This window comes from Pseudomonas sp. TWRC1-2, assembly GCF_049896685.1.
GTDB lineage: Bacteria > Pseudomonadota > Gammaproteobacteria > Pseudomonadales > Pseudomonadaceae > Aquipseudomonas.
Genome location: NZ_JAFCUU010000021.1, coordinates 1 through 12,922 on the forward strand (window position 1 = coordinate 1; position 12,922 = coordinate 12,922).

Here is a 12,922-nt window from a genome sequence, read left to right on the forward strand (position 1 = left end):
CGGGCTTGCTCGCGAAGGCGGTGTGCCAGTGACACATGAGCTGACTGAACCACCGTATTCGCGAGCAAGCCCGCTCCCACATTTGGATCTCTGTGCATCAGATAGAAGTGTGTTGCTGTGCTTTTGATCTGCTTTTGCTTCAACCACTCAGGTCGGCTACCAGGCCGACGTGCTCTGCTTTTGATCTTGCTTGTGATCTGACAGGCCCCGTCAACCACGCTGGCCGAAGTGAGGGAATGCCGAGCCTAGGCGAGGCACCGAGTGGTGGGGCAAAGACCTTTTGGTTACTTTTGGCTGGGCCGGCATTCCGGGCGTTTGCCAAAAGTGACCCGCTGTAAGAGCGGAACCCTAAGCCGCCGTTACCGCAGCAACGGATATGTACTCACTCACCCACCAAACAACACCAAAAAGCTCCCCCCAATCCCCCCCAAGAATGTTAGCGTGCTTGGCATTCTTCCGTAGTCGATGAGCCCGCCTGCAATGAAAAAGACCGTCCTCGCCTTCAGCCGTGTCACCCCGGAAATGATCGAACGCCTGCAACAGGATTTCGAGGTCATCGTCCCCAATCCCAAGCTGGGCGACATCAACGCTCAATTCAACGAGGCCCTGCCCCACGCCCACGGTTTGATCGGCGTAGGCCGCAAGCTCGGCCGCGCACAGCTCGAAGGCGCAAGCAAACTGGAGGTGGTCTCCAGCGTGTCAGTAGGCTACGACAACTACGACGTGCCCTATTTCAACGAGCGCGGAATCATGCTCACCAACACCCCCGACGTACTCACCGAAAGCACCGCCGACCTGGCCTTCGCCCTGCTGATGAGCAGCGCACGCCGCGTGGCCGAACTGGACGCCTGGACCAAGGCCGGCCAGTGGAAAGCCAGCGTCGGCGCGCCACTGTTCGGTTGCGATGTACACGGCAAAACCCTCGGCATCGTCGGCATGGGCAACATCGGCGCCGCCGTGGCCCGGCGTGGACGCCTGGGCTTCAATATGCCGATCCTGTACAGCGGCAACAGCCGCAAGACCGCGCTGGAACAGGAATTGGGCGCCCAGTTCCGCAGCCTCGACCAATTGCTGGCCGAGTCGGACTTCGTCTGCCTGGTGGTGCCATTGAGCGACAAGACCCGCCACCTGATCAGCACCCGCGAGTTGGGCCTGATGAAATCCAGCGCGATCCTGATCAATATTTCCCGTGGCCCGGTGGTGGACGAGCCGGCGCTGATCGACGCCCTGCAAACCCAGAAGATTCGGGGTGCCGGCCTGGATGTGTATGAGCAGGAGCCGCTGGCCGAGTCGCCGCTGTTCCAACTGAGCAACGCCGTAACCCTGCCGCACATCGGCTCGGCCACCCACGAAACCCGCGAAGCCATGGCCAAACGCGCCCTGGACAACCTGCGCAGCGCCTTGCTGGGCCAGCGCCCGCAGGACCTGGTGAACCCACAGGTCTGGAAGGGCTGACACATCCCCCCTGTGGGAGCGGGCTTGCTCGCTCCCACACACGCCAGCCCTGCATAAATCCGGTTAAAGCCTGGCGCGCCCGAGTCGATAACCCTCTATAGATCGTCATTCCTGATCCACAGAAGGTTTTTATGTCCACCACCAAAGCCCGCGCAGATTCACTCTCGCTTCTGCTCTTTACCTTGCGCAGCGGCAAGCTGATGGCGATCAACCTGCTGAAAGTCAGCGAAATCATCCCTTGCCCGCCGCTGACCAAGCTGCCGGAGTCTCACCCTCACGTCAAAGGCATCGCCACGCTGCGCGGTGCGTCGCTGTCGGTGATCGACCTGAGCCGCGCGCTGGGCGAAATGCCCCTGCAAGACCCGAACGGCGGCTGCCTGATCGTCACTGACGTCAGCCGTTCCAAGCAGGGCTTGCATGTGCAGGCAGTGAGCAAGATCGTGCATTGCCTGACCACCGACATTCGTCCGCCGCCGTATGGCTCCGGTGGCAACCGCTCGTTTATCACCGGGGTTACCCAGGTCGAAGGCGGGCTGGTGCAGGTGCTGGATATCGAAAAGGTCATCCACGGCATCGCCCCGGCACCGGTTGAAGCGGCGCCCACCGACCTGACCATGGAAGAGGCCGAAGTACTCGGCAATGCGCGGATTCTGGTGGTGGACGACAGCCAGGTCGCCCTGCAGCAATCGGTGCACACCCTGCGCAATCTCGGGTTGACCTGCCACACCGCACGCAGCGCCAAGGAGGCCATCGACGTGCTGCTGGAACTGCAAGGCACGGCCGAGCAGATCAACGTGGTGGTTTCGGACATCGAAATGTCCGAAATGGACGGTTACGCCCTCACCCGTACGCTGCGCGAAACCCCGGATTTCCAGGAGCTTTACGTGCTGCTGCACACTTCTTTGGACAGCGCGATGAACAGCGAAAAGGCCCGCCTGGCCGGTGCCGACGCGGTGCTGACCAAGTTCTCTTCGCCCGAACTGACCAAGTGCCTGGTGGTTGCCGCCCAGACCGTGGCGCAAAAGGGCTTGTAACCGGTGACGCAATACTTCCACCTGTTGCGCCGCGACCTGACCGGCAGCCTGCCCGCCCCGCAGTGGCCGGCCGATACTCGGCTGAGCCATTACCGTGATGAACTGGCCCCGGCGATTCATGCGGTGCTGCGCATGACCCAGGACCAGGGCGGCGGCCGTGTCGCCTACCTGGAGCAATGGCGCCAGCAGTTCGTCACCGATGCCGAGTTCGACCCGACGCTGTGCCTGGTCGCCAGCAACGCCGAGAGCATCCTCGGTGTAGCCCAGTGCTGGACCAGCGCGTTTATCAAGAACCTCTCCGTGCATCCCTGCGCCCAAGGTCAGGGGCTGGGCCGCGCGTTATTGCTGCACAGCTTTCAGGTGTTCAAGCAACGTGGCGAACCCTACGTCGACCTCAAGGTGCGCGAAAGCAACCTGCGCGCCCGACAACTGTATGAAAGCGCGGGCATGGTTTTTGTGCTGCGCGACCGGGTACCCGAGGACTGACAGGCACTGGCGCATGACTTGCTTCGCAAGAGCCAGAACAGTGCATAAAGGCAATACCGAGGCGTTTGTGGCGATCACCTTTGCCGCCTACGACGCCGGGCGCTGCCGGAACCTTGACGAAGACAACCGCTGCAACATCTACTGGATGCCGGCGCCAGGATCGCCACCCAGGTGCCGGCCAACTACGCGTTTATTTCCTTGCGGGCGTCTTGGGCCCGCAGCCTGCGAGGGCTTACAGACTGGCGATACACTCGATTTCGATCCGCGCATTCAACAGCAGCTTGCCTGCCGCAAAGGTGGTTCGGGCAGGAAGCCGGCCTGCGGGGAAATAACTGGCGTACACCTCGTTCATTGCCGCGAAATCTTTGACATCGGCAAGAATCACCGTGCATTTGGCTACCCTGTCCATCGCCAAGCCTTTTGTCTTGAGCGTGCCACGCAAGTTTTCCAGGGCCTGGGCGGTTTCTGCGCGAATGCCTCCGCGCACCAGCTTGCCCTTTTCATCCAGGCCCAACACGCCGGCGAGATACAGAGTGTGCCCAACCTGCACCACCTCCGAGTAAGGAAAACCACCTTGCGCCGGTGTGTAAATCATCCGGGCCGCTGCGGATTCAGCCGGAGCCGGTGCCAGATAAGGCTGGGTAATGGCCGCGTATTTGCCACTGTCCTTCAAGCGCTGCAGCGCCGTGTTCAGCGCCGCAGTCAATTGCGGGTCGGTTTTGCGCACCGCTATGGCCGGGCCGCTGCCCAACAACTCGTCATTGATCACCGGCCCCGCGAAGGCAAACCCTTTGCCTTGAGGGGTGTTCAGCAACGCCTGGGTGATTTCAACCGTGTCTTGCAAGGTCGCGTCCAACTCACCGGCCTTCAAGGCCTTGATCAGCTCGGCATTGAGGTTGAATTGACGTACCTGCACGCCTTGAGGCGCCCACCGTGCCAGCGCAAAAGCGGCTCGACTGGTGCCCGTCAGTACGCCCACGCGTTTGCCTCTGAGCGAACCGGGGGTTGGCAAAAGGCTGGAACCTGTGGGCGCGACCAATCGGCTTTCAAGGGCATAGAGCGGATGGGTGAAGTCGACTGTTTCGCGCCGTGGCGGCGTCGCGGTCATCGGCATGATGGCGTCAAAACGCCCGGCCTGGAGCGCCGCAAGGTTGGTTGCATAAGGCTGATCGACCCACACGCAGCGCGCGTTGAGTTCAGCACACAAGGCGTTGCCCAGCTCGATATCCAATCCGACGAGTTCGCCTTGCTCATTGCGATATTCAAACGGCGGTACATCCGCCTCGACCCCGAAGCGAATTTCGCTCCACGGGTTTACGGGAGGGGGAGCCACCGCGCATCCGCTCCCGGCCAACATTATCAGCGCCAGCGCCAATATTCTTTTTGCCGTAGTCATAGACCTGTCCTGTTCAAAAGTGGTGTGAGACGTCCGTGCTCTATCACTCACGGCCCGAACGCACCCGACGTTCTAACAAGCACTGACTGGTCTTTAACTACGACACGCCTGTTTGTTTCATAGGAGAATTCCCAAATTCAGCCTAGACGCTTTTTGACGTCAGCGCCGTTGGCCCCAGAACGCCTGCGCAAGCAGACGTAAATCTTGCGCCAGCGCCGCCACGTCGCCTGAGCTGCACTGGCTCTGCTGTGTGCCATGGCTTGCACCGCATCGCGGGCTGCGCCTTGCAGGGTGTTGATCATGCGCTGGATTTCATTGGTCGATTGCTGGGTGCGCTGTGTCAGCGATCAATCGCGCGCGGGTCCGGCTTGGTGCGCAGTGACTGATACTCCACCGTCGCCCCTTCCCGGGTCACCGGCGTGGCATAAGCGCGCTCGTAATTATTGGAGGAGTCGGCAGGTCGTCGACGCTAAGCGCGCCCATGGGGCGAACACTGATCCCGCTCATGTTCCGCGCAATTAATTAGCCATCACTGGTCGGAAGGCGGCTCGCTCAGATTGTAGGGCTGCACGATGCGCTGGTATTCACCGCTCTGGCGCAGTTGTTCAAGCGCACGGTTGAGGTCCTGGCGCAAGGCGGTGTCCGGTTTGCGCACCGCGATGGCCGCGCCGTCACCCAGCAGTTCGGCCGACACAACGGGACCCAGGAAGTCGAAATCCTGCCCCTGCGCGGTGTCGAGCAGTGCCGTGCGGATTTCCACCGTGCCTTGCAGCGTCGCATCGATATGGCCGGCCACCAGGCTGCGCGTCAATTCGTCATTGAGCCAGAAACTCTTGATGATGACGCCCGCTGGCGCCCACTTGATTCGAGCAAAGGCTTCGCGGCTGCTCCCCAGCAGCACGCCGACCCGCTTGCCCCTGAGCGACTGCAGCGTCGGCATCAGGCCGGAGGTCTTGCGTCCTACCAGCCGGGTGGTGAACGGGTACAGCGTATCCGTGAAGTTCACCCATTGGCGCCGCCTGGAGGTGGGCGCCATGCCCATGATCGCGTCGAACCGTCGGCCCTCAAGCGCAGGAAAACTCTCCATCAGCACCTGATCAACCCAGGTACAACGCACACCGAGTTGCTGGCACAACGCGTTTCCCAGGTCGATATTGAGCCCCACCAGTTGGTCGTGCTGGTTGCGGCTTTGGAACGGCGGGAATTGCGCGGCGACCGCGAAACGGATCTCGCGCCGTGGTTCGTCAGCTGTTGCAGGTGTGCAGAAAACAGCGACCAGCAGGGATAAGGCAGGCGCAACACAGACACGTATCGAAACCACAAGGTGCGTCCTTTTCCGGAAAGTCCAGCCTCACCACGCCCCGGCGCCATCCACCTGGGCGAAGCAAATGCTGTGCAAGCTTTCAAGAAACGGTCGTGCACCTGCAATCAGAAACGTCAGCGAGCGATGTAAGGCAATGCCGACAAATACGTGACCGATTACTCTCAGCGTTTACCCATCGAACGACGAGTGCCCGGCGGTGCCATACCTGGCGACTTGGTATGGCCGTTTTTGGCGCCATTTTTGTACCAAGGCTGGGCCGCATTCTTGGCCCCGGCCAGTTCACCCGGCTTGAACGGAAACTTGAACGCCGGGATCTCGGCTTTTTCAACGCTTTCAGCGCTGGCCGGATCGACGAGATCGGTCGCTTCAACAGGGGATTGTGTCGGGGAAGTCATGGAAGCTCCGGGGCATGCAGAAAATGAGGCGGCGGCCGGCTTGCGGGCCGCGCTGGCGCGCAGTATACCTGCGCGCCCCGGATCTTTAACCACCGCCTGTACGAATGGTCTGCCTTTACTGACAGCGCTGTCAGTTAGCAGTCACCGTGCTGACCGGGTCGGCGGGCTATAAAGAAAGCATCTTAATTTTCCCACCCCTTTGCCCCGGCGCCTCACCCCATGCACATTCAACGAAAAACCGCCCTGACCGTGGGTGTCCTCGTGGTAGTGGCGATTGCAGCCTGGGCCGTGACCCGGCCCGCCAAGACCAAACTGGCGGCGCCGAGCGCAATCCCGGTGCGGGTGGTGAGCGTCGTGCAACAGGACATTCCCCGTTTTGTCAGCGGCATCGGCTCGGTGCTTTCGTTGCACAGCGTGGTGATCCGCCCGCAAATCGACGGCATCCTCACCAAGTTGCTGGTCAAGGAAGGCCAACTGGTCAAAACCGGCGACCTGCTCGCCACCATCGATGACCGCTCGATCCGCGCGAGCCTCGACCAGGCCAAGGCGCAACTGGGGGAAAGCCAGGCGCAACTGCAAGTCGCGCTGGTCAACCTCAAGCGCTACAAGGAATTGAGCATCGACGACGGCGTGTCAAAACAGACCTACGACCAGCAACAAGCCTTGGTCAACCAGCTCAAAGCCACGGCGCAAGGCAACCAGGCTGCCATCGACTCCGCTCAGGTACAGCTTTCCTACACCCAGATTCGCTCTCCGGTGACAGGTCGCGTCGGCATTCGCACGGTGGATGAAGGCAACTTCCTGCGCATGAGCGATACCCAGGGCTTGTTCTCCGTGACGCAAATCGACCCGATTGCGGTGGAGTTCTCACTGCCGCAACAAATGCTGCCGACCCTGCAAGGCCTGATCGCATCGCCGACTCAAGCCAGCGTCGATGCCTACATGGGCGCCGACACCGACGGGCAGACCGGCGACTTGCTCGGTGAAGGCCACCTGAGCCTGATCGACAACCAGATCAGCTCCACCACCGGCACGCTGCGCGCCAAGGCCGAGTTCAAGAATGCTTCGCAGCGCCTGTGGCCGGGGCAACTGGTGACCATCAAGATCCAGACCGCCCTCGACAAGAACGCCCTGGTGGTACCGCCGACCGTGGTGCAGCGCGGCCTGGATGCGCATTTCGTGTACCGGGTCAACGGTGACAAGGTCGAGATTGTGCCGGTGCAAGTCGCCTATCAGGACAGCGACGTGAACATCATCAAGGGCGTGCAAGCCGGGGATGTATTGGTCAGCGACGGCCAGTCGCGGCTCAAGGCCGGCGCCCAGGTCGAGGTGCTCAAGGAGCCGCCACAAGCCATCCAGACGGTAGACGCCAAGGTGCAGCCATGAGCGGCAGCCGTTCGCCGTCGGCCTGGTGCGTCGACCACCCGGTCGCCACCCTGCTGCTGACCTTCGCCTTGGTGCTGCTGGGGTTGATTGCCTTCCCGCGCTTGGCCGTCGCCCCACTGCCAGAAGCGGAATTTCCGACGATCCAGGTCACCGCGCAGTTGCCCGGCGCCAGCCCGGACACCATGGCGTCGTCGGTGGCCACCCCGCTGGAGGTGCAATTCAGTGCCATCCCCGGCATGACGCAAATGACCTCCAGCAGCGCCTTGGGCTCCAGCCTGCTGACGCTGCAATTCACCCTGAACAAAAGCATCGATACCGCTGCGCAGGAAGTGCAAGCGGCGATCAACACCGCCTCCGGCAAGCTGCCCAGCGATATGCCAAGCCTGCCGACCTGGAAGAAGGTCAACCCGGCGGACAGCCCGGTGCTGATCCTCAGCGTCAGTTCCGACAGCATGCCCAGCACCGAACTCAGCGATTACGTAGAGACCTTGCTGGCCCGTCAGATCAGCCAGATCGACGGCGTCGGCCAGATCAACATCACCGGCCAGCAGCGCCCGGCGATTCGCGTACAGGCTTCGCCCGATAAACTCGCGGCGATTGGCCTGACCCTCGCCGATGTGCGTCTGGCCATTCAGCAATCGAGCTTGAACCTGGCCAAGGGCGCGATTTACGGGGAGAACAGCGTGTCGACCCTGTCGACCAACGACCAGCTGTTTCACCCGGATGAATACGGCCAGTTGATTGTTTCCTACAAGAACGGCGCACCGGTTCAACTGCGTGATATCGCCAAAGTCATCAACGGCTCGGAAAACGCCTACGTACAGGCCTGGTCGGGCGACACGCCCGGCGTGAACCTGGTGATTTCGCGCCAGCCCGGCGCCAACATTGTCGAAACCGTGGACCGCATTCAAGCCGAGCTGCCGCGCCTGGAAGGCATGTTGCCGGCCTCGGTGCAGGTCAGCGTGTTGACCGACCGCACCAAGACGATTCGCGCCTCGTTGCATGAAGTGGAAGTGACGTTGCTGATTGCCATCTTGCTGGTGGTGGCGGTGATGGCGCTGTTCCTGCGTCAATTGTCGGCGACGATGATTGTGTCCAGCGTGCTCGGCGTGTCGCTGATCGCCAGTTTTGCGCTGATGTATGTACTGGGTTTCAGCCTGAACAACCTCACGCTGGTGGCGATCGTAATCGCCGTGGGCTTTGTGGTGGACGACGCCATCGTGGTGGTGGAGAACATTCACCGCCACCTGGAGGCGGGCCTCGATAAACGCGAAGCGGCGATCAAGGGTTCCGGCGAGATTGGCTTTACGGTGGTGTCCATCAGCTTCTCGCTGGTGGCGGCGTTTATTCCGCTGCTGTTCATGGGCGGCGTGATCGGACGGCTGTTCAAGGAGTTTGCACTGACGGCCACCTCGACCATCCTGATTTCGGTGGTGGTGTCACTGACGCTGGCGCCGACGCTGGCCGCGCTGTTCATGCGCGCACCCGCCCATCACGCCCACGACAAGCCCGGTTTCAGCGAACGCCTGCTGGCCGGCTACGCGCGCAACCTGCGTCGCGCGCTGGACCATCAACGCACGATGGCGGCGATCTTCATGGTGACCCTGGCCCTGGCCGTGGTCGGCTACATCTTTATCCCCAAGGGTTTCTTCCCGGTGCAGGACACCGGCTTCGTGCTCGGCACCAGCGAGGCCGCGGCCGACGTGTCGTACCCGGACATGGTCGCCAAGCACAAAGCCCTGGCCGAGATCGTCAAGGCCGACCCGGCGGTGGAAGCGTTTTCCCACTCGGTGGGCGTGACCGGCAGCAACCAGACCATCGCCAACGGCCGCTTCTGGATCGCCTTGAAAGACCGCGGTGATCGCGATGTGTCCGCCAGCCAGTTCATCGACCGCATCCGCCCCAAACTGGCCAAGGTGCCGGGCATCGTGCTGTACCTGCGCGCCGGTCAGGACATCAACTTAAGCTCCGGCCCGAGCCGCGCCCAGTACCAATACGTGCTCAAGAGCAACGACGGCCCGACGCTGAACACCTGGACCCAGCGCCTGACTGAAAAGCTGCGCGCCAACCCGGCCTTTCGCGACCTGTCCAACGACCTGCAACTGGGCGGCAGCATCACCCACATCAGCATCGACCGCCAGGCCGCCGCGCGCTTCGGCCTGACCGCCACCGATGTCGACCAGGCGCTGTATGACGCCTTCGGTCAGCGCCAGATCAACGAGTTCCAGACCGAAATCAACCAGTACCAGGTGGTGCTGGAACTCGACACCCAGCAACGCGGCAAGGCCGAGAGCCTGAACTACTTCTACCTGCGCTCGCCGCTGACCAACGAGATGGTGCCACTGTCGGCGCTGGCCAAGGTCGACCCGCCCACCGTGGGGCCCTTGTCGATCAGCCATGACGGCATGTTCCCGGCCGCCAACCTGTCGTTCAACCTTGCGCCTGGCGTGGCGTTGGGCGATGCGGTGATCATGCTTAACCAGGCCAAGAACGAAATCGGCATGCCGTCCACCATGATCGGCACATTCCAGGGCGCGGCCCAGGCGTTCCAGAGTTCGCTGGCCAGCCAGCCCTGGCTGATCCTTGCGGCGCTGGTGGCGGTCTACATTATTCTGGGTGTGTTGTACGAGAGTTTCGTGCACCCGCTGACGATCATCTCGACCTTGCCTTCAGCAGGCTTGGGCGCGCTGATCATGCTGTGGCTGCTGGGCCAGGACTTTTCGATCATGGCCCTGATCGGTCTGGTGTTGTTGATCGGCATCGTCAAGAAAAACGGCATCCTGATGATCGACTTTGCCCTGGACGCCCAGCGCGTGCGCGGGCTGCCGCCCGAGGAGGCGATTTATGAAGCCTGCGTCACGCGGTTCCGGCCGATCATCATGACCACCCTCGCCGCCCTGCTCGGCGCGGTACCGCTGATGCTCGGCTCCGGCCCGGGCGCGGAGTTGCGCCAGCCGCTGGGGATTGCGGTGGTCGGCGGCTTGCTGGTGAGCCAGGCGCTGACGCTGTTCACCACGCCGGTCATATACTTGTACCTTGAGAAGTTTTTCCACAGGCCCAAACCAGCGCTGGCGCTGGCGACCACACACTGAAGGCGGGGTCATGCGCGTCCTGATTATTGAAGATGAAGAAAAAACCGCGGACTACTTGCACCGCGGCCTGACGGAACAAGGCTACACCGTCGATGTGGCGCGTGAAGGTGTCGAGGGCTTGCACCTGGCGCTGGAAAACGATTACGCGGTGATCGTGCTCGACGTGATGCTGCCCGGCCTCGACGGCTTCGGCGTGTTGCGCGCACTGCGGGCGCGCAAGCAAACGCCGGTGATCATGCTCACCGCCCGCGAGCGCGTGGAAGACCGCATTCGCGGCTTGCGTGAAGGCGCCGACGACTATTTGGGCAAACCGTTTTCGTTCCTCGAACTGGTGGCGCGCCTGCAAGCGCTAACCCGCCGCAGCGGCGGGCATGAGCCGGTGCAGGTCACCGTCGCTGACTTGTGGATCGATTTGATCAGCCGCAAGGCCAGCCGCAACGGCCTGCGCCTGGACTTGACCGCCAAGGAGTTCTCGCTGCTCAGCGTGTTGGCGCGGCGCCAGGGTGAAATCCTCTCGAAAACGGCGATTGCCGAGATGGTCTGGGACATCAATTTCGACAGCGATGCCAACGTCGTCGAAGTGGCGATCAAGCGCCTGCGCGCCAAGCTCGACGGGCCGTTCGAGCACAAACTGCTGCACACCATTCGCGGCATGGGGTATGTGCTGGAGAACCGCAGTGTCGGCTAACTCCATCGCCCTGCGCCTGAGCGGCATGTTCACGCTGGTGGCGCTGCTGATCTTCGTGTTGATCGGCGGCGCGCTGTACCAGCAAGTGGACCGCGGCCTTGGGTTGTTGCCGGGCGCCGAGCTGGATGCGCGCTACAGCGTGCTCGAGTCCTCGGTGAACCGCTTTGGCACGCCGGACCATTGGGCGAAAATCACCGCCAAACTGAAATTGCTCGGCGAGGAAGACAAGCGCATCCGCTTCTGGGTGGTGAGCAGCGATCCGAACTACGAGTACGGCAACCCGGATGCGCAGATCCGCGCGTTCGCCGCAGGGCCGACCGGTAAGCGCGACTTGCGCCTGCCGGGGCGCGAGTACCCGTTCAAGGTGTTGGTGAGCCAGTTCGCGGCGAAAGAACAGCGCCCGCCGCTGCGCTTTATGATCGCCATCGACACTGAAAACTTCCGCGCGACTCAGCACCAGTTGCTGGTGGCGTTGATTGGCCTGGCGTTTGTCGGCGTGGTGCTGGCGGCGCTGTTGGGGTTCTGGGTGTCGCGCATCGGCCTCAAGCCGTTGGGCAAACTCTCGGATGAAGCGCAGAAGCTTGCGCCGCCCAAGCTCTCGGGGCGCTTGCAACTGTCGCCGTTGCCGCCGGAGCTGAGCCAGTTCGTCAATTCATTCAACTCCACGCTGGATCGGGTGGAACAGGCTTATTCGCGCCTGGAGTCGTTTAATGCCGATGTGGCCCATGAGCTGCGCTCGCCGCTGACCAACCTGATCGGCCAGACGCAGGTGGCGCTGACGCGCGGGCGTTCGGCCGAGCATTATTTCGAGGTGCTGCAATCCAATCTTGAAGAGTTGGAGCGGCTGCGTTCGATCATCAATGACATGCTGTTTCTCGCCAGTGCGGACCAGGGCAGCAAGGCCACCAAGCTGATCGAAAGCTCCCTGGCGGATGAAGTGGCGACCACGCTCGACTACCTGGATTTCATCCTCGAAGACGCCCAGGTTCAAGTGCGGGTGCGTGGCGATGCGTTGGTGCAGATCGAGAAAGCTCACTTGCGCCGCGCGTTGATTAATCTGCTCAGTAATGCCGTGCAGCACACCGCGGCGGGGCAGGTTATTGAGGTGGATATTGAGGTGCAGGAGCATCAGGTGGCGATTGGGGTGACCAACCCTGGGGATGCGATTGCCAGTGAGCATTTGCCACGGCTGTTCGAGCGGTTTTATCGGGTGGATGCGTCGCGCAGCAACAGCGGGGCGAATCATGGCCTGGGGTTGGCGATTGTAAAGGCGATCGCTTTGATGCACGGCGGGGATGTGTTTGTGCGCAGTGAGGGTGGAGGGAATACGTTTGGCATAACCTTGCCGGTGTAGGGGGTGGTTTGCTGGGGGTATATCCGTTATTTGGGTGATGGCTGCTTTGGGGTTCCGCCCTTACGGCGGGTCACTTTTGAAAAGAGCCCAAAAGTAACCAAAAGGCTCTTGCCCCACCACTCGGCACCTCGCTCACGCTTCGGTGTGCCCTCACGCAGGCTTTGGAGCGTGGGCCGCCGCGATGGGCCATCCTTGGCCCAACACGGCTAAACCGGCGTCCTGCCGGTTTACCCACGCTCCAAAACCTGCGTGAGGCCAGCGTGGTTTAACGGGGCGCCTAAGATCAAGATCAAGATCTACAGCACGGCGGCC

Annotated in this window: 10 protein-coding genes and 1 pseudogene; 8 read left to right on the forward strand and 3 right to left on the reverse strand. The window is 61.9% G+C overall.

The window, feature by feature from the left end:
* The first annotated feature begins 480 nt into the window (after nt 1–480).
* The 4 genes and pseudogenes from ACP7B3_RS29505 to ACP7B3_RS29520 all read left to right on the forward strand — a co-directional run.
* Nucleotides 481–1,455 carry a 2-hydroxyacid dehydrogenase gene (locus ACP7B3_RS29505; RefSeq protein ID WP_426182931.1) on the forward strand — a complete coding sequence of 325 codons (975 nt, stop codon included), beginning with the start codon at nt 481–483 and terminating at the stop codon, nt 1,453–1,455.
* Nucleotides 1,456–1,586: 131 nt separating this feature from the next.
* The gene (locus ACP7B3_RS29510) at nt 1,587–2,489 is read left to right on the forward strand and encodes a chemotaxis protein CheV (protein WP_145166225.1); all 903 of its coding nucleotides are present in this window, start codon (nt 1,587–1,589) and stop codon (nt 2,487–2,489) included.
* Nucleotides 2,490–2,492: 3 nt separating this feature from the next.
* Entirely contained in the window at nt 2,493–2,975 is a 483-nt protein-coding gene (locus ACP7B3_RS29515) for a GNAT family N-acetyltransferase (RefSeq protein WP_426182935.1), read from the forward strand.
* A gap of 46 nt (nt 2,976–3,021) precedes the next feature.
* Nucleotides 3,022–3,117 (forward strand): annotated as a pseudogene (locus ACP7B3_RS29520) (YkgJ family cysteine cluster protein); the annotation flags it as partial.
* 90 nt (nt 3,118–3,207) lie between these two features.
* On the opposite strand, the gene ACP7B3_RS29525 reads toward ACP7B3_RS29520, so the two are convergent.
* From ACP7B3_RS29525 to ACP7B3_RS29535, 3 genes are all read right to left on the reverse strand, one after another.
* Entirely contained in the window at nt 3,208–4,371 is a 1,164-nt protein-coding gene (locus ACP7B3_RS29525; protein WP_369303478.1) for a transporter substrate-binding domain-containing protein, read from the reverse strand.
* A gap of 529 nt (nt 4,372–4,900) precedes the next feature.
* Nucleotides 4,901–5,692 carry a transporter substrate-binding domain-containing protein gene (locus ACP7B3_RS29530; protein ID WP_426182939.1) on the reverse strand — a complete coding sequence of 264 codons (792 nt, stop codon included), beginning with the start codon at nt 5,690–5,692 and terminating at the stop codon, nt 4,901–4,903.
* Nucleotides 5,693–5,856: 164 nt separating this feature from the next.
* Nucleotides 5,857–6,090, reverse strand: coding sequence for a hypothetical protein (locus ACP7B3_RS29535; RefSeq protein ID WP_242194632.1), 234 nt, complete (start codon nt 6,088–6,090; stop codon nt 5,857–5,859).
* Nucleotides 6,091–6,309: 219 nt separating this feature from the next.
* Here ACP7B3_RS29535 and ACP7B3_RS29540 point away from each other — a divergent pair, with 219 nt between their 5' ends.
* Genes ACP7B3_RS29540 through ACP7B3_RS29555 form a run of 4 tightly spaced genes read left to right on the forward strand, consistent with a single transcriptional unit; the run spans nt 6,310 to nt 12,610 of the window.
* A complete protein-coding gene (locus ACP7B3_RS29540; RefSeq protein ID WP_426182943.1) occupies nt 6,310–7,476 on the forward strand; it encodes an efflux RND transporter periplasmic adaptor subunit in 1,167 nt (388 codons plus the stop codon).
* Nucleotides 7,473–10,568 (forward strand): multidrug efflux RND transporter permease subunit, encoded by a 3,096-nt coding sequence (locus ACP7B3_RS29545; RefSeq protein WP_145166230.1) that lies wholly within the window; start codon nt 7,473–7,475, stop codon nt 10,566–10,568. The genes ACP7B3_RS29540 and ACP7B3_RS29545 overlap by 4 nt, the downstream gene beginning before the upstream one ends.
* Before the next feature lie 10 nt (nt 10,569–10,578).
* Nucleotides 10,579–11,256: a heavy metal response regulator transcription factor gene (locus ACP7B3_RS29550; RefSeq protein ID WP_053254480.1), complete on the forward strand. Its 678-nt coding sequence runs from the start codon at nt 10,579–10,581 to the stop codon at nt 11,254–11,256.
* On the forward strand, nt 11,246–12,610 hold the full coding sequence (locus ACP7B3_RS29555; RefSeq protein WP_404486965.1) for a heavy metal sensor histidine kinase: 1,365 nt from the start codon (nt 11,246–11,248) through the stop codon (nt 12,608–12,610). The genes ACP7B3_RS29550 and ACP7B3_RS29555 overlap by 11 nt, the downstream gene beginning before the upstream one ends.
* Nucleotides 12,611–12,922 lie beyond the last annotated feature (312 nt).